Source organism: Parapedobacter flavus (assembly GCF_035818675.1).
GTDB lineage: Bacteria > Bacteroidota > Bacteroidia > Sphingobacteriales > Sphingobacteriaceae > Parapedobacter > Parapedobacter flavus.
Map to the genome: position 1 here is coordinate 117,189 of NZ_JAYKZZ010000006.1, position 17,335 is coordinate 134,523.

Genomic DNA, 17,335 nt, shown 5'->3' on the forward strand with positions numbered 1-17,335 from the left:
CTAGCGATGAACGCCACGGTGGATAAATTATCTTTTGCCTGCACGTGCCGTCTCTTTCCGCACCTCTTCAAATTCATGTTTAATGACGTCGGAGACCGGCTTGCTTAGCAGCGACACCACGACGATGGTGAGGAAGCTGAGCAGGAAGCCGGGAATAATTTCATATACGTCCTTGTAGTCGTGTGGTACATATACCCATAGTAATACCGTGGCGCCACCAACTACCATGCCCGACAAAGCGCCTGCTGCCGTAATACGTTCCCATAGTAATGACAAAAGAACCAACGGTCCAAATGCTGCGCCAAAGCCCGCCCAAGCGTTCCCGACCAGGCCGAGAATACTTTCTTTCGGATTCAATGCGAGTAGAAAGGCGACCACCGCCACTACCAATACAGATACGCGGCTCATAATGAGTGTGTTTTTGGCAGTCGCATGCGTGTTGAAAAACGTCTTGTAGATGTCTTCTGTCATCGAACTTGAGGTAACAAGCAATTGGGAAGATATGGTACTCATCACCGCGGCCAAAATGGCGGAAAGAAGGAACCCGCCGATCATCGGATGAAAAAGGGCTTTGGATAAATAGACGAATATGGTTTCGGATAATTCCTTGGAACCATCGAAACGCAACATGGTGTCCATATCGAATCGCTGGAGGTAGGCGATCCCGAAGAAGCCGAGACACAACGCCCCCAATACCGTACCGATCATCCAGGTCATCCCGATATGTCGTGCTTTTTTGATATCACGAACGCTGTCGATTGCCATAAACCGGACCAAAATATGAGGCTGTCCGAAATACCCCAACCCCCAAGCTAATAACGAAATAATGGAGATGGTCGTCGTTCCCCGCAATAGGTCCATGTAATTGGTGTCCTTTATACGAATGGTCTCGATAGCTTCACCTACACCGCCTACCTGGAAAATAACAACGGTGGGAATCAACAGCAACGCAATGACCATGATGCTACCCTGCACGGCATCCGTTATACTAACGGCCATAAAGCCTCCAATAAACGTATAGAAGACCACAACAAGGGATGTGACCCAAAGGCCGGTGTTGTAGTCCATACTAAAGGCAGATTCAAATAGTCGTCCACCTGAAACCATGCCGGCTGATGTATATAATGTAAAAAAAACCAGTATAAAAACCGACGACACCAGCTTCAAGAGCTGTGATTTGTCGTGGAACCGATTTTCGAAAAAGACGGGCAGCGTGATGGCATTTTTTGCCACTTCGGTATACACCCGTAGGCGGGGGGCTACGAAAACGTAGTTAAGAAAGGCACCAGTTGTGAGCCCAATAGCAAGCCATGATCCCGATAAGCCCATCATATACATAGCGCCGGGTAAACCCATCAGTAACCAGCCACTCATGTCTGAGGCGCCTGCGGAAAGGGCGGTTACAAATGGGCCCATTTTACGGCCCCCAATCAAAAACTCTTCCGAATTGCTTGTTGATTTCCGATATCCGTATATGCCAATCATGATCATGATGACGACGTATAGACCGATGGAAATTAATTCGTAAATATTCATATGCAATTTGTCTTAGTTATTGTTGTGCTTTTAGTTTAATAGTCTTTATCCGTTTTATACTGCGCACTGCAGATCTAAAAAATATAGGAAGGCGGTCTGATGAAAATACACCCGCTAACGATGTTGTTGTAAAGGTATGAAAAATTTAGAGGGGCGCGTAATTGGTAGTGCTTTAGCTGTATAGGTTAAAATAACTAATGGGTAAAGGTATTGTTGGGATATTTACGCCTAGGTCAACGCTTGTAGACGCTTTGTAGATGCTTTTCGAAAAGTTGTAGTCGCTATATGGATAGCCTGCATTTGTGGTATGCGGGAAGGTGTTATACATTTGTACGTGACGGTTTCAATTTTTGAAGGGGATTCTTTTTAGATCAAAAACAACAGCTATGTGGATCAGGATAACAGATATCAGCGTAAGACAAGTAGATGCCGCGCATCTGAACGACCCCGGGAGCCCGGGCAGCACAATGGTGCTCAACCTCTTTCAGCGGGAAAGCCGAACCGCACTTTTTGTCAATACAACCAAAAAAGTCTACCCTCAGTATTTGGATGTACCTTCCGGAAAGGTAATTTCCAAGCGCAGGTGGACGGATCAAATGAGCGCTTTTGCTAAAGAGGAACAGGAAAAGCTTCCGTTACAAAAAGGAGGTTTTAGGCTCACCGTTTTCGGTTGGATTTTCTTCCTGGGCGCATTTGCGTTGCTGGGGTACCTCGTTTACGACGGTACAGTCGCTGCACCCCAGCGAACAGAGCAATTCGATCAGCGGCAAGCCGAAAAGGCCACGGTGAGCGAAGGCGATATTTACCTGGGCCGTATAGAGGTCTATAAAGAAAAAGGGAATCCGCTGGGGATGGATGGTGAGTTCGGCTGTTTTAAGGTCGTGAACGTAGAAGGCGACACCCATCATATTACCAAAAGCACTGAAATGAGCAAAACGGCCAAGCCGATCGCCCAGATGAACAGTACTGATTTTGCAGAGGAAGCCATTGTGGTAAAAGCTAAAGAGCTGGGGGCATACCATAAAACTTTTGTCTCGGATGACGGGTTGACCGAGATTTCCTTCGGTGAAAAAAAAGAATAGATGAAACCTTGATGAAAGTCCATATCCCTAAAATACCGCTTGAAGCACTACAGGAAAAAGAACTGGCCAAATACCGCGATTTAAACGATGAAAGTTACGGCGAACCCCTTGCCCGAAAAGTTGCTGGGAAATTGATGGAGCATCCCTCTGGGCTCTTTCATTCCCACAGAGATTACTGCGGTATTGGCTTATATTTTTTCGAAGGGAAATTTACACTTGGCGAAGTGAATGACGGTATGGGACCGCATCCCATCATGCTCACTTTTGACGGTAAGGACGAATTTATCGCTTGGCTGGCCGATCAAAGCGATCAACGTATGTCGCTGATCGCCGCTGTGAAAGACAACTACTTTTCGTTTAAGTTTAACAACCAAACCATTACCAAAACGCGGCTGCGCTACTTTTTGGAAGCGGATTACAGCCCGGATTGGAATTCGTACTGCGCCTATTTAAGGAAACAATGAAATACACACTGGCACTTTTACTAATAACCATAATGACTTCCGCAGGTGCGCAAGACAATGATGGCTGGTATGATTCGTATGAGAATTGTACGGAATACGTCTACGGCTTTATCAATATAGAAGACAAAGACTTAAGCATTGCTGCGGAGTATTGCGCGGCCAATGCTTTTGCTGAAGGATTGGCGGCCGTAAAGAAAGATGGGAAATGGGGCTTTATCGATGCGGATAACAACGCGGTTATCGGTTTTCATTATGATTATGCCCGTAACTTCAATGAAGGCCACGCCATTGTACAACAAGGTGAATTTTATGGGGTAATCAACAAAAAGGGAGCACTGGTCATACCGATTCATTATTATGACCTTATACCTTACGAACTGGAAGGCACCCGGTACTATATTTCCCGCGACAGCACTTTTTTCCAGGGCATCGTTGATGCCGCAGGCAAAGAAGTCCTTCCGCACCGATACGCCTTTGTCATCCCATTTGAGCCAAACCTGGCCAAACGGAGATTTTACAGTAACATTCCCTTTTATACGACCTACTGGGAAATTGATACGGCTAAGGGTAGTTTTTATAAGCAATTTAGTGAAGCTTATTATGGGCTGGCTGCTGATAGCAGCCGTCAGGATATCTACGACGCGCAGTTTAACAGACTGGCCTCGAAGCAAACGACCTCTTATAGTGATCAATTTACCCATGATGAATTAATCGCTATTGATGGTTACCTCGAAGAACATAAAGAAGTGGACGCCGAACGGAAAAGGGCAGCGATCCGTAGGTTGCTGGATTCGAAACAAGCGTATACGCCAAAACCCCACCCTGCGCCGGAAATAGTCCCAACATCGGAAGAAGGGCAAAACGAGTATATGGCACTCATGGGGTACGAAAAATTTTCCGGAAATGACGGAAAGATGGGGGTAAAAAAAGACGGAAAAATCCTTCTTTCGGCCCGATTTGACGTGCTGGAATGGTGGGGTATGGTATTTCCCTCGCCATCGAAAGAAGATATTCCTTATTTGGAAGAACATTATGCCGGCAGGTACATAAACAAAGAAGAGCGTGTTTTTGCCGTGTATGGCATTGCCGCGGGCAGCAAGGAAGAGGGCGCTTTATATACCATGAAAGGTGTGAAGGTGTTTGACCTTGAAAGCAATACAGTGCCAGAGGAGGCCTCATCCATAGGGTTTACCTATAGGACCATAGAGCGCGATACAGCCCGGCAACGCACCACTTATAAATTCGGCTTTGTCAATTGGAAAGGGCGGGAGATCTTACCGGCCGCTTATACACGTATCAAAATAGCGGCGGAGAACTACCTTTTGGTGAAACGGGAAAAGGAAAGTGAACGGGGAAAAGAAGCACATTTTGGGCTATACAACGCATCGGGCGAGGCCATCATCCCCGAGGGAGTGTTTTCAAATATCGAACCTTTTGCTGATGTGCCCAACCTGTACCTGGCTGAATGGAATGACGCCTATCCCACGTTAGCCGAACAGGAGGCCGCGGAAACAGCAAACAAGCAATTTGTACTCCTTAGGGTGAAGGAGAAAACCTATACGGTTATCAATCAGTTTACCGCGAGCGTTGTCGATTCCCGTGGGTTGGCGATCAAAACGGGCATGTTAAAATATAGGAAAAATAAAGAGGAGTGAAAATGTACAAATTCACTTCAATTCTATCAATTCATCCACCAACTTCCACACCATCGTACAAGGATTATGATTTGCATAATCATGTCTTCCGTCAAATCGTCCAGCTAAGCGCTTGGCGTTGCGGATGGCATCGTCTAGACTACCATATTCTTTAAGCAAAGCATACATCTCCACGCTATTCTTTTGGTAGCGATATCCTTTGCCAACAAAAGGTTTCAGGCAGCCCTCGATTAATCCTTTGTAATTTCTTCTCGACATGCCATTTTCGTAATACTGAAAATGGAGCAAATACCACAGCTCGAAAGCTTCATTGCTCCCGGCGCAGCCTATCTTAGGTTTCGTATCCCGACAACGTAATACAGCATTGTTGAAGTCGTTGGCCGAAAAGCTATCCCGATCAAAAACCACCCAGAGCCTGTCAATGGGTCTATTATTATCCGCCTCATAATGTTCCTTTAATCGGGTAGCTCGTCGATTAAAGATAAGGTATTCCGGCCGGTCCCGGCTATATCGATACGATAATGGGTGAGTACACCCTTGGGCAGATCACCTTTCAGCCCTTCAAAATAATTTGGCTCCGTTTTTTCGCCCTCGCATACGATGAGGTAATACCGACGCAGGCTGCGGATACCTACCTTGCGTTTCTGCTCCGATCGGGCAAAACGCTTCAGTTTTTCGTTGGGGATTTTTATCTTTCTTGCCATTCCAGCGCTAGAGTTGATAAGTTACCAATGAATGGAATGGCCCCGTAACGGCCTTCGATGTAGTCCTTTTCAAAAGAACGATCCTTGCGGATGGTCTTGCCATCTTCCTTATACTCGACCAGCGAATACATTTCCGAGGCTCCGTATTGGTTTTTTTCCACGAAATAGATTTGGTCCCTGCGATACTTGCCATAATACAGCAGGTTCGTATCATGGGTAGTAAAAATCAACTGTGCATTGTTTCGATTAAATTCCTTTGAGTGGAACAACTTTGTAATGGCCAATGTGAGTAGGGGGTGGAGGCTCGAATCCAGTTCATCCACCACCAATGCTCCACCATTATTCAACACATCGAATACCGGTCCCGAAATGTTGAATAGCTTGTTCGTACCAGCAGATTCCTGGCTGCGCATGTCGAACTCCACAGCACCGGCGGCCTTGTTTTGGGCATCGTATTTTTGGTGGATGGTCTTCACATCAATCCGGAAAGCACCTTCAAGGTCCGTAACCAACTGCCTGATCAGCCCTTCGGGCATGTCGCTGGGCAATTCCTTGGGGTCGAAAGGTTTCTTGGCAATCGTGATATCATCGAAGCCCAGATCGAGGTTTTTATAGAAGTCCAGCAAGACATGCTGGGTATGCTTGTCTTCCAGCATGCCGAAGGTGACCCCTTTGTATCCCTCATGGCTCAAGCCTGAAATGGTAATGAAGTTATCAAACCATTTCATAATCTTTTTGGCGGTCTTCCCATTGAATTGGTCCACCACGGCAAGGAACAACGCATTATCGCGGGTACGCTCTTCCAAATCCTTGCCTTCGGGGAAAGCCCTTGTCATTACGTCAATCCCATTCCTTTCACGGATGAACAGGGGTTTTTCCGCTTGTTTCTGGGCTGCAAACAACCACTCAGAATGGATATTGTGGTCATCCACTTCAAAACCATAACGGTAGCGGATGTCGTCAATGAGGAAAACCACTTCAAAGAAAGCGGGTTCGTGTTCCGTTTCCGTACTTAACAGGAAAGGAGTGATGTCCAGTTCATCGGCAGATGATTGCTCAAAAGATTGGAGCACGAGCCTTCTCATGGTAGACATAGCCCGGATGAAGTTGCTTTTTCCACTCGCGTTTGCACCATAGATCACAGCACCTTTCAGCAAGTCGTAGCGCTCCGAAGAAAAGATATTGGTATCGACCTGTTCCTTGATGGCCGTTGCCATAAGGCTCAATGTAATCTTTGACTTAAAGGATAGGTAATTGCCAACTGAGAATTCCAACAACATAATCTGCTTACTTATGAGATATTTTCTCAAAAATACGAATTATTTTTCTTTCTTAATAATAATGAGATTTTTTCTCACTATTAGGCTTGCTTGCGTCTTTTTTACAGCGCAAAAGACGCCACGAATGACGCAAGTAAATTTTGTGTGTTTTTGAAATTTTTGAATAGCCCGATATTGAGAAATAGTTCGGTTTTACGCTAAATCGTTGATTATTAGAAGGTAAAATGGGGTTCGATTCCCTTAAAATGAAAATAACTCGTTGAAAAACAACGAGTTATTTATCCAGTAGCCCGTAGGGGAATCGAACCCCTGTTTCCAGAATGAAAATCTGGCGTCCTAACCCCTAGACGAACGGGCCTTTTTATCAATTTCGAAAAACGAGTTCCTGTTTTTCGGTCTGCAAAGATAGAAGTATTTCTATTCGTTCCAAAGAAAATAATAGAAATTTAATACAGGCAGCGTTCCACAACGCTTACCGTTTGTCTACACTATATTTACCTGGGCCCACAAAAGCGAGACCAATGAAGACGACGCCGATTTCGATGGCGTGCGATGCACCCTTAAGCCCATCGCCCCGATCTAAATGGGAGAGCGCAGCGATCAGCATGGTAAAAGCAAGTGCGATAGCCACCGGCCGGAAAAACAAGCCGAGCAGGAAGCATATGCCACCGACGGTTTCGGCTAATGCAGCCAGAAGCCCCCACATCATGGGCAGGAAGGTGATGCCGATGTTCCCCATGGAACTGCCCACGCCTTCCCACAGTTCGGGTCCGCCCAATAGCTTCGGGTAGCCGTGCATGATAAACATGATCCCTAGACCAACGCGGATGAGTAACAACCCCGTATTTTTAAATTTGCTCAATGATGATAGTGCAGCCATTTTTTGATGGATGATTTTATGCAACCTACTGTTAATTCCGCGCAAATTGATTTATCTTTGCCGTGTTTGCAAGCAATGGAGTTTCATTTTTGTGTAAAATTGCATTGTTTCCCCACTAAATAACTGATATACATTGACTAATACAGATTTTCCCTTTAAACGTTATACCATTACCTCCGCCTTGCCTTACGCCAATGGCCCGCTGCATATCGGACACTTGGCTGGCGCCTACATCCCCGCGGATATTTATGTGCGGTTCCTGCGCCTGAATGGATGCGATGTGGTCTATGTGTGCGGTTCTGATGAACATGGCGCGGCCATTACCATCAAAGCAAAGAAGGAGGGAACGACTCCCCAGGCGATTATCGACCAATACCACGCCCAGATTAAAGCGAGCTTTGCGCAGTTTGGGATTTCCTTTGATATTTATCACCGTACATCCGAGCGGATACACCACGAGCTTTCGCAGGAGTTTTTCCTTAACTTGTACGAAAAGGGTGAGTTCACCGAGCAGGTCACCGAACAATATTACGATGAGGAGTACCACCAGTTCTTGGCCGATAGGTATATTACCGGAACCTGCCCCAACTGTAAAAATGAAGGAGCCTATGGCGACCAGTGTGAAAAGTGCGGCACCTCGCTCAATCCAACCGACCTGATTAACCCCCGGTCTACGCTGAGTGGCAAGCCGCCCGTGCTCCGCGAAACCAAGCATTGGTATCTGCCGCTAGACAAGTACCAGCCTTGGCTGGAAAAGTGGCTGCTGGAAGGTAAAAAAGATGTACTGAAGCCCAATGTTTACGGGCAATGCCGCTCGTGGCTCAAATCGGGCCTGCAACCGCGGTCGATGACGCGCGACCTCGACTGGGGTGTGGATGTACCGCTTGACGACGCAGCAGGGAAGAAGTTGTATGTGTGGCTCGATGCCCCCATCGGTTATATTTCGGCAACGAAGCAATGGGCGTTGGATACCGGTAACGACTGGGAGAAATATTGGAAAAAGCAGGCCGACCCGGCCGATGATGCCTGCCTGATCCACTTCATCGGCAAAGATAATATCGTATTCCACTGCATCACGTTCCCGAGTATCTTGCATGCGCACGGCGAGTATATACTGCCGGAGAACATACCGGCCAATGAGTTTCTCAACCTGGAGGGCGATAAGCTGTCGACCTCGCGCAATCATGCCGTGTGGTTGCATGAGTACCTCGAAGAATTTCCCGATAAGCAGGATGAATTGCGCTACGTGCTTACGTCCATCTTGCCAGAGACATCGGATAGTGAGTTTACTTGGCGCGATTTTCAGGCGCGGGTGAACAATGAATTGGTGGCCATCTTTGGTAATTTCATCAACCGCGTGCTCGTGCTTTCGGACAAATACTTTGATGGCAAGGTGATGGCTGCCACCCGTTTGACCGATACGGATCGTTTCATTTTTTCGGAGCTGGAAAGGTATCCAAAAAACATCGCCGCATCCATCACGCATTTCCGCTTTCGCGAAGCGTTGGCCCAGTTCATGAACGTAGCCCGTTTGGGTAATAAATATTTAGCCGATGCCGAGCCGTGGAAGGTGATAAAGACTGATGAGGAGCGTGTGAAGACGGTGTTGAACGTTGGCCTTCAGATTGCGGCGAACCTGGCTGTACTGGCTAGGCCATTCCTGCCCCACACCGCACGGAAGATGACCGAAATGCTGCGCCTCAACGACCTCGCATGGACGGATGCGGGAAGCAGCACCCTGTTGCCAGCGGGCCACCAGTTGGGGCAGGCGCAGTTGCTTTTCGAGAAAATCACCGACGAGCAGGTCAATGCACAGCTTGCCAAGCTTTCCCAGGCAAAGGCCGATAACGGGAAGGTGGCCGAGACCGTGGCGGAAGCAAAAGAGGCCATCGAATTCGCCGACTTTGTAAAAATGGATATCCGTACGGGTGAGATCCTCGCCGCGGAAAAGGTCGCTAAAACTAAGAAATTGCTAAAGCTGACGATAGATACCGGTATCGATCAACGTACTGTTGTATCTGGCATTGCTGAGTTTTTCGCCCCGGAGGAGATTGTCGGCAGGCAGGTGGCCATCCTTGTGAACCTGGAGCCGCGTGCCATTAAAGGGATTGTATCGCAGGGCATGATTCTGATGGCCGAAGATGCCAGTGGTCGCCTGGACTTTGTGGCGCCGCACACGGCTATGCGGTCTGGTAGTGTGATCCGGTAGTTTGCTGCCTGCGCTATCACCTCAGCAGCGCAATGGCTTCCTTTGCGGCTTTCAAATCGTGCACCCGCAGAAGGCGTACGCCTTTCATTAGCAGCACGGTGTTGAGCACGGTCGTGCCGTTCAGAGCGTCATCAGGCTTAACCCCCAATTTTTTGTAGATCATGGATTTGCGGGAAACAGCACCCAACAAGGGTAGCCCGTGTACGTGCAGTTGGTCTAACCTATGGAGAAGCTCGTAATTCTGCGCCAGCGTTTTCGCAAACCCCAAACCGGGATCTAATATGATATCCCGGACGCCCAATTGGCGTAGTGTGGCCACTTGTCTGCCAAAGAACAGGCTGACCTCACCGGTTACATCTCCGCCGTAATCGGTTAGCTGTTGCATGGTGTTGGGGCTGCCTCGCATGTGCATGAGGATGTAGGGCACCTGCAAGTTGGCAACGGTGGCAAACATGGCATCGTCGAGGGTGCCACCGGAAATGTCATTGATGATATGAGCCCCTGCCGCGATACTGGCACGTGCCACGTCCGCACGGAACGTATCGATGGATAGGATGGCTTGGGGGAACCGGGCAGCAATGGCTTCGATGACCGGTAAAAGTCGACCGGACTCTTCGTTGGCGCTTACCTCAGCCGCTCCCGGCCGCGAGGAATAAGCCCCGATGTCCAGTATATCGGCGCCTTCGGTAAGCAGCCGTTCGGCTTGCGCCAATGCTCCCGACACCGTGTTGTGGCACCCGCCATCGTAAAAGGAATCGGGCGTGATGTTCAATATGCCCATCACCTTTGGCGTGGAAAGATCAATCAGCTGGCCGCCTGCGTTCATCTTAACGCACTACCATTACACCGTCAGCAATGATGTTGATATCGATCTTCGGTTCGGTGATTTTGGCGATTTCTCCGCTATCTTTACCCGCATCTTCAGCAAAGTGCCGTTGTTGGGCTACCGAGACCTCCCGTACTTTGGCTTGGCCTTCAAGTACGATCGTTTTGCCCACGATATCCTGGGGCATGAAGAATCCATAGTCCTTGAACCGTACCAAAATAGGGTCGCCTTCGCCCTCACGCAGTACGCGGATAAAACACCCTTTCTTTTTGCATACTTCCACCACCTTGCCTTCCACCTTGCCGGTGTACGTAGAATCGTTGGTCAGCTTGGCCTCCAGCTGCTGTACGTTGATTGCACCGTTTTTGGTGATGGCCTTGCCGTATTGCACGCCGGGTTGAGCAGCAGGGATTTCATTTTGGGCCATCGATGTTGCTATGAAACAGCATAGGGCAACAAAGGTGAATGCTATTTTCTTCATAACCATTTGTTTTGTCAATATGCAAATTTAGCTATTTTTTATTAGCGGCGAATAAACGAAAATTGGCCGCCCGGCTCGAGTTTCATCACGATGGATGCTGCTCCGCGCTGGGTATCGTCCTGGCCGTAGGGGGTCACGTAGTCGACACCATCGATAACGGCTTGATCAATTTCACTGAAGTTGGCGGGGGCTGGCTCGCCGCTTATATTGGCCGACGTAGAAACGATGGGCTTGCGGAATCGCTGGAGCAGCGCTAAACAGAAAGGGTGCCGTACGATGCGGATACCGATACTGCCATCCGAGGCAAGGAGGTTTGGCGCTAAGTTCTTGGCGCCAGAATAGACGATGGTAAGCGGCCGTTCTGTATATTCAATAAGCTGGTAGGCGGTCTCGGGTACTTCCTTGACATAGCTCTCCAGCCTATGGTCACTATCGAGCAATATAATCAGGCTTTTCGCCTGGTCGCGCCCTTTGAGCCGGAATATACGGTCTACCGCTTCAGGGTTGGTCGCATCGCAGCCGATGCCCCATATCGTATCGGTGGGATATAAGATAAGGCCTCCATTCCGTAAGGTTTCGAGGGCTTGACTGATATCCGTTTGGTTAACGTCGTTATCCATGGGTATTGCCGCAGCCGGCAGTCGTTATACCGCTACGCTATGTTCGCGTAGCGCATCATTAAGGGATGTTTTTTTGTCTGTTGACTCCTTGCGCTTCCCGATAATTAATGCGCAGGGCACCTGATACGCTCCCGCGGTGAATGTTTTGGTGTAGGAGCCGGGGATAACCACAGACCTCGCAGGCACCACGCCTTTGTACTCGATCGGTTCGGCACCGCTTACGTCGATGATCTTGGTCGACCCTGTAAGCACCACATTGGCACCGAGTACGGCTTCAGATTCTACGTGGACACCCTCGACCACGATGGCCCTCGACCCCACGAAAACATTGTCTTCGATAATAACAGGAGCTGCCTGTACGGGCTCCAGCACGCCGCCAATACCCACGCCACCGCTGAGGTGTACGTGTTTGCCGATTTGTGCGCATGATCCCACCGTTGCCCAGGTATCTACCATGGTGCCTTCATCTACATAGGCTCCGATATTGACATATGATGGCATCATGATAACGCCCTTGGCCAAATAGGCGCCGTAACGGGCAATGCCGTGCGGCACCACGCGTACCCCCAACTCTTTATAGTTGGTTTTCAGCTTCATCTTATCGTGGAATACAAAGGGACCCGTGGCCACCTCCTCCATTTGCCGGATGGGAAAATAGAGAATGACTGCCTTTTTAATCCAGTCGTTTACATGCCAACGGGAACCGATCGGCTCGGCTACCCGCAACTCACCTTTGTCCAGTCGCTGGATGACCGCTTCAATAGCCTCCCGGTATTCTTTATATTCCAAAAATTGCCGGTTTTCCCAAGCGTCTTCAACCAGTCCTTTTAATTCTTTAATCATATCGAGCTGTGTATCGAAAGTTGTTGGGGCAAAGAAAGTAAATTCTTCCGACTTAAGCCACATTTTGCCTAAGTTTGCTGTGATGACTGAAGTAGAAAAGTTACGAGTGGACAAATACCTGTGGGCAATCCGCGTGTTTAAAACAAGGAGCTTGGCAACAGATGCATGCAAAGCAGGCCGGGTGAAGCTCGATGGGCGCAGTGTAAAGCCGTCGGCATTAGTGAGGGTGGGCGATAGCTACCATATCCAAAAGGGGCCGGAAAAGAGAGTACTACGGGTTACCGGCTTGTTGGATAAACGGGTGGACGCTAAGACGGCGGTCGCTTTTTACGAAGACTGTACCCCGGTGGAGGAGACCTATGCCTATAAAGCGATGCACCGTGCATCGGTACCTACACGAGATCGCGGAACGGGTAGGCCCACAAAAAGGGACCGCCGGGAAATCGATAGCCTACAAAATGATTGGTGGGAAGAAGATTAAGGTTTGCTGAACTTCTGACCTTCGATATGGACCAGCGCCGCGGCGATCGGATAGGTAATGCTCGTGGTTGTATCGTTGCTCGTGAAACGGGTGGGGAGTACCAAACCACTTCCGATAGCCTTATAGTTGCCGATGGAGTAGCCATCGGCTCCATCGCGGGGCCACCACTGGTGTATCCGGCCGGTCTGTGAATCGACATATAATTGACCCGCTACCGTATCTTCAAAACTAGTGCGTTTATTCTCAATGTTCACGACCGTAAAACGCTGGGAGCCGACCAATTTTTCGCCCGTGATTCGATAGGAGACCTGGTTCCCTTCCAAGATGGTAGGTAGGAATAAAAGCTGGGCGTCCTTATTGAACTCTTCGGTGATTTCGGCAATGATATCATCCGTGATACGTGGATTGTCAAGCTTCGTATTGTTGAGGTATACCGACCCTTCGCTGGTTTCTGCATTGAACAGCACAATAATACGTTCGTCGTCGGTTGTAACGCCATCGAAACGGCAGTTCCCCGTTTTTTTGTCCCAAAGGTATTTGCGCTCGCCCTGGGCGAAGGATTGGTGCCCTCCGGTACAGCTGAACATAAAATAGCGGGCATTTTGCCAATTCTCACGCCCTCCTACGGCTTCCCAGAGTTTATCTGCCAAGTCGTTTTCCGTTGCTGACGGGATAGCCTGTCCGCGTACGCCCGTTACGCAACACCATAAGGCAACGAGTAAGGTCAGGATGGGTTTGACTGAATGTTGCATCATCTTTATCATTCTTGTTTTTCAGTGCGACTTATGCGCTATATACTGAAAATGCGGAAGGTATTAATGACCGCAAAATGGAGTTACTTGTTTGACGGATGGTAACAATTATCGCAGCCGTTTTGTTTTCGGATACGTATTGTAAGCGGGGCAGGTCTTAGGTGAACAGGATTGCAATGACAATGAAATAAGTACAAATGCCGAGATGCCGATGATGAGTGTCTTTTTCATACGATTAACTGTTACCGCTGGTCTCGCGGGCATTTAATAGCGCCATCTGAATGGCGGTGATTGCAGCTTCTTCACCTTTATTTCCGTGTTTTCCACCCGCCCTGTCCAGCGCTTGCTGCAACGTATCAGTTGTTAAAACGCCGAAGATAGCTGGTTTATTGTGTTTCAGTGTCAGGTGGGTGATGCCGTGGGCAACAGCACTGCAGATAAAATCAAAGTGCCTGGTTTCCCCTTGGATAACACAGCCCAAGCATATCACCGCATCCAGTTGTTTGTCACGGAGGAGAATGTCCGCGCCGCTGGTGAGCTCGTAGCTGCCCGGTACGTGTACCACTTGGATGTTTTCGGCAGCAGCGCCATGCTTCATCAATGCCTCATATGCACCCTCCAGCAATGGGCCTGTCACTTCGGCATTCCATTGCGAAACGACAATACCAAACCGGTAAGGGGCTGCTGACGCTACCTCGATGTGTGAGAAATCGGAGAGATTTTTATGGTGACTTGCCATAAGCAATTAAAGCAATGGTTACATCTGCGCTTCTGCACGTGCAATGTAACCTTCTATTGCGGTAGCCTCGTGGCTTTCCGGGTAATCAGACTGGATGCGTTGATAAGTTGCAACCGCGTTTTTAAAATCATTCTGCGCCTCGTATACCAAGCCGAGTTTCTTCAGCATCAACGGCGATGTGAACTTGTTCGCGTTTTTATCTGCCGCCTTCTGGTAGAAAGATGCCGCTTTTTTATAATCCTTCAGCTCAGAATAGGCGTCGCCAAGCAGGCCGATAACGAGGGGGTCGAGGATGGTGCTGCCGGTGTTGGTGTATTTTTCCAACGCATTGATGGCTTCCTGATAGTTGCCTTGGCGTAAGTATAGCCCACCCAAATAGGCGTTGGCAATATTGGCGGATTTGGTGTTTTCGTACTCCGCAGCGATTTCCTTGAAACCAGGGTATGACCCGTCGCCATCGATGGCGCGTTGCTGTAGGGAGTCTATCGTGGCATACGTTTCTGCCTTAAAAAGTTGGTTGGAGGCTGTTTCTGCACGCGGAGCGAGGTAAAAACGCTGGTAACCAATGTAAAGCAATACCAAAATAACAATACCGCCGATGATGAAAACCAGACTCTTTTGGTTTTCCTGAATGAAATTGCCGCCTGTTGTATGCTGGGCACTGGCTGATGGTGCCTTATGTTTTTGATTGTTTGACATTTCTGTTTCTAAATTCGGACTGCAAAAATACACTTTTACAACTTATATCCAAGTGCTTTTTGTAAGGGGGTCAAACGTCGATACCATTCTTGTGTTTTTGGTCGAGCTCCTCGTAAACGGAGTTGTTACTTTTGAATTCGGGGACCAGCTCTTTCATTTTCAGAACGATCTCCCGTTCGTTTTGGTGCTTGGTCATGCTAATTAGCGCGTTGATTTGCGCTTCTACCTGTTCAAAATCATATTCCCTTACTTTAGCTACCATGATTTTATGGTGATGGGTTGGTAGGGTATTCTCCAAGTCGTTGAGCAGTTCTTCGTACAATTTCTCACCCGGACGGAGTCCGGAATATTCGATGGAAATATCTTTATTGGGTACGAGCCCCGACAGTTTAATCATTTTGGTGGCCAACTCCACAATTTTCACCGATTTACCCATATCAAACACGTAAATCTCGCCACCGTTGCCCATGGAGCCGGCTTCGAGTACGAGCTGGCACGCTTCTGGGATGGTCATGAAATACCTGGTGATTTCGGGATGGGTGACGGTAACCGGCCCGCCTTTTTCAATTTGGGCCTTAAACCGTGGAATTACCGAACCGTTGGAGCCAAGCACATTGCCGAAACGGGTGGTGATGAACCGCGTACCGGTGCTTTGGGCGTTGCCATTGAGTAAGGCGCGTTTGTGCGAGAGGTAATTGAAATAGGTCTGCACGTAAATTTCGGCGATGCGTTTGGAGGCTCCCATTACGTTTGTCGGGTTTACCGCTTTGTCCGTAGATATCATGACGAAATTTTCTACCCCATGGGCTACCGCCAAGCGCGCGATTAACCGGGTGCCCATAATATTCGTACGAACCGCCTCCACGGGATGGTTTTCCATCATGGGCACATGTTTGTAGGCGGCGGCGTGGTAAACGTAGTGTGGCTTGAAGGTCTTGAATAGAGCCTCCATGCGGTCCTCATCGCGTATGTCGCCGATGAAAGCATGGTAAACCTGGTTTTTCTGTATATCTTCTAGCGCTAACTGCAATTCGTGCAATGGCGTCTCGGCTTGGTCATTGAGGATAATCATTTGCGGCCCATACTTGCCCAGCTGCCGGGCAATTTCGCTGCCAATGGACCCTGCAGCGCCCGTAACCAGTATCCGCTTGCCGACAAGTTGTTGCTGGATAGACAGATTATTGATCTTAATGGGTTCCCGTTCCAGCAAATCTTCAATGCGTAATTTCTGGATTTGATTGGGTGTCAGCTCGCCGTTGATTAGCCGGTGCACCGGCGGCATCGTGAGCACGTTGATATTGCGCTCTAAACACAGATCGACAATGTTTGCCTTTTTCTCTACCGGTATATTATGGGTAGAGATAATGAGTTCGTCTACTTTGCCCTGTACGATGAGCTGCTCGAAATAGTCGGTATGGTAAATCTGTACGCCATCAATGATTTTGCCCACTTTATGCAGGTTGTCGTCAATGAATCCGATGACTACATTCTCGGCGTGATGGTCGTGGTCAAGCGTACGCTTAGCGGCAATTCCCAGGTCGCCCGCACCGTATATAACCGTTTGTTTGCGCGCCGATTTAAGGTTCTTGATATAAAGGAAAAACAGTTTTACCGTAGAACGGTAAGTAATGAGCAGAAGGAAACCCATCAAGCCATAGGCAATCAACAAGCTGTTGGACATCAACGGCGGGCGGTTGAGTGCAATAAGGATGGTGTTGATGAGAAACAAGCCGGCGACAGTCAACGATACGGACGACAGAATGCGTACCGAATCCAACGCACTGGTATAACGTACAATGCCGGCGTACATCTTTAGCCGATAGAACACCAAAGCACTTACCGCGAGTACGACGAGCAGCGTGCGGCTGAAATCGGTGGAATTGATGGCATTGTATGCAAATCGGTTTAATAGCAGATAGGCAAAGAATAGTGCTATTGCGCTGCAGCCCAAGTCTAGCGTGAAGATAATCCAGCGGGGGACAATATTGAATTTGTCAAACATCCAGTGTGATTAACGTGCAGTGTTACTTATGTCGCCATACTATAAATGTGCCTCAAATATAGGTATTTTCCATTACCAAACA

The 17,335-nt window shown here is 48.5% G+C and carries 18 protein-coding genes and 1 tRNA gene; 5 read left to right on the forward strand and 14 right to left on the reverse strand.

Features of this window, described 5'->3' with window-relative positions:
* Positions 1-27: 27 nt before the first annotated feature.
* Positions 28-1,536: a sodium/proline symporter PutP gene (gene putP / locus U9S71_RS06230; protein ID WP_326326063.1), complete on the reverse strand. Its 1,509-nt coding sequence runs from the start codon at positions 1,534-1,536 to the stop codon at positions 28-30.
* A 386-nt stretch (positions 1,537-1,922) separates the two neighbouring features.
* Between putP and U9S71_RS06235 the strand changes: the two genes are divergently transcribed.
* From U9S71_RS06235 to U9S71_RS06245, 3 genes are read left to right on the forward strand one after another with little or no spacing between them, the layout of a single operon-like run.
* Positions 1,923-2,618 (forward strand): hypothetical protein, encoded by a 696-nt coding sequence (locus U9S71_RS06235; protein WP_326326064.1) that lies wholly within the window; start codon positions 1,923-1,925, stop codon positions 2,616-2,618.
* Between the two features lie 11 nt (positions 2,619-2,629).
* On the forward strand, positions 2,630-3,082 hold the full coding sequence (locus U9S71_RS06240) for a hypothetical protein (protein ID WP_326326065.1): 453 nt from the start codon (positions 2,630-2,632) through the stop codon (positions 3,080-3,082).
* Between the two features lie 32 nt (positions 3,083-3,114).
* Positions 3,115-4,737 carry a WG repeat-containing protein gene (locus tag U9S71_RS06245; RefSeq protein WP_326326066.1) on the forward strand — a complete coding sequence of 541 codons (1,623 nt, stop codon included), beginning with the start codon at positions 3,115-3,117 and terminating at the stop codon, positions 4,735-4,737.
* Between the two features lie 12 nt (positions 4,738-4,749).
* Here U9S71_RS06245 and U9S71_RS06250 read toward each other — a convergent pair whose 3' ends face one another.
* The 5 genes from U9S71_RS06250 to U9S71_RS06270 all read right to left on the reverse strand — a co-directional run bounded on the left by U9S71_RS06250 (position 4,750) and on the right by U9S71_RS06270 (position 7,601).
* Complete coding sequence (locus U9S71_RS06250; RefSeq protein ID WP_495532338.1) at positions 4,750-5,220, reverse strand: RloB family protein; 471 nt, start codon at positions 5,218-5,220, stop codon at positions 4,750-4,752.
* Positions 5,193-5,441 carry an RloB domain-containing protein gene (locus tag U9S71_RS06255; protein WP_326326069.1) on the reverse strand — a complete coding sequence of 83 codons (249 nt, stop codon included), beginning with the start codon at positions 5,439-5,441 and terminating at the stop codon, positions 5,193-5,195. The genes U9S71_RS06250 and U9S71_RS06255 overlap by 28 nt, the downstream gene beginning before the upstream one ends.
* Entirely contained in the window at positions 5,426-6,658 is a 1,233-nt protein-coding gene (locus U9S71_RS06260) for an AAA family ATPase (RefSeq protein ID WP_326326071.1), read from the reverse strand. Before U9S71_RS06260 ends, U9S71_RS06255 begins: the two co-directional genes overlap by 16 nt.
* Positions 6,659-7,007: 349 nt before the next feature.
* Positions 7,008-7,079 (reverse strand) — tRNA-Glu (locus U9S71_RS06265).
* A gap of 114 nt (positions 7,080-7,193) precedes the next feature.
* A complete protein-coding gene (locus U9S71_RS06270) occupies positions 7,194-7,601 on the reverse strand; it encodes a DoxX family protein (protein ID WP_326326072.1) in 408 nt (135 codons plus the stop codon).
* 133 nt (positions 7,602-7,734) lie between these two features.
* On the opposite strand from U9S71_RS06270, the gene metG reads away from it, so the two are divergent.
* Complete coding sequence (metG, locus tag U9S71_RS06275) at positions 7,735-9,810, forward strand: methionine--tRNA ligase (RefSeq protein WP_326326073.1); 2,076 nt, start codon at positions 7,735-7,737, stop codon at positions 9,808-9,810.
* Between the two features lie 16 nt (positions 9,811-9,826).
* Here metG and folP read toward each other — a convergent pair whose 3' ends face one another.
* Genes folP through U9S71_RS06295 form a run of 4 tightly spaced genes read right to left on the reverse strand, consistent with a single transcriptional unit; the run spans position 9,827 to position 12,580 of the window.
* A complete protein-coding gene (folP, locus tag U9S71_RS06280) occupies positions 9,827-10,636 on the reverse strand; it encodes a dihydropteroate synthase (RefSeq protein ID WP_326326075.1) in 810 nt (269 codons plus the stop codon).
* Position 10,637: 1 nt separating this feature from the next.
* Positions 10,638-11,117, reverse strand: a complete 480-nt coding sequence (locus tag U9S71_RS06285; RefSeq protein WP_326326077.1) for a DUF4920 domain-containing protein — start codon at positions 11,115-11,117, stop codon at positions 10,638-10,640.
* A gap of 41 nt (positions 11,118-11,158) precedes the next feature.
* A complete protein-coding gene (locus U9S71_RS06290; protein WP_326326079.1) occupies positions 11,159-11,737 on the reverse strand; it encodes an L-threonylcarbamoyladenylate synthase in 579 nt (192 codons plus the stop codon).
* Positions 11,738-11,761: 24 nt separating this feature from the next.
* A complete protein-coding gene (locus U9S71_RS06295; protein ID WP_326326080.1) occupies positions 11,762-12,580 on the reverse strand; it encodes a 2,3,4,5-tetrahydropyridine-2,6-dicarboxylate N-succinyltransferase in 819 nt (272 codons plus the stop codon).
* An 82-nt stretch (positions 12,581-12,662) separates the two neighbouring features.
* Between U9S71_RS06295 and U9S71_RS06300 the strand changes: the two genes are divergently transcribed.
* Positions 12,663-13,061 carry an RNA-binding S4 domain-containing protein gene (locus U9S71_RS06300; RefSeq protein ID WP_326326082.1) on the forward strand — a complete coding sequence of 133 codons (399 nt, stop codon included), beginning with the start codon at positions 12,663-12,665 and terminating at the stop codon, positions 13,059-13,061.
* Here U9S71_RS06300 and U9S71_RS06305 read toward each other — a convergent pair.
* The 4 genes from U9S71_RS06305 to U9S71_RS06320 all read right to left on the reverse strand — a co-directional run bounded on the left by U9S71_RS06305 (position 13,058) and on the right by U9S71_RS06320 (position 17,253).
* Positions 13,058-13,816 (reverse strand): hypothetical protein, encoded by a 759-nt coding sequence (locus U9S71_RS06305; RefSeq protein WP_326326084.1) that lies wholly within the window; start codon positions 13,814-13,816, stop codon positions 13,058-13,060. The two genes, U9S71_RS06300 and U9S71_RS06305, sit on opposite strands and share 4 nt — an antisense overlap.
* Before the next feature lie 232 nt (positions 13,817-14,048).
* Positions 14,049-14,552 (reverse strand): 6,7-dimethyl-8-ribityllumazine synthase, encoded by a 504-nt coding sequence (gene ribH / locus U9S71_RS06310; RefSeq protein ID WP_326326085.1) that lies wholly within the window; start codon positions 14,550-14,552, stop codon positions 14,049-14,051.
* A gap of 18 nt (positions 14,553-14,570) precedes the next feature.
* Positions 14,571-15,251, reverse strand: coding sequence for a tetratricopeptide repeat protein (locus U9S71_RS06315; RefSeq protein ID WP_326326086.1), 681 nt, complete (start codon positions 15,249-15,251; stop codon positions 14,571-14,573).
* A 70-nt stretch (positions 15,252-15,321) separates the two neighbouring features.
* Positions 15,322-17,253, reverse strand: coding sequence for a polysaccharide biosynthesis protein (locus tag U9S71_RS06320; protein WP_326326087.1), 1,932 nt, complete (start codon positions 17,251-17,253; stop codon positions 15,322-15,324).
* Positions 17,254-17,335 lie beyond the last annotated feature (82 nt).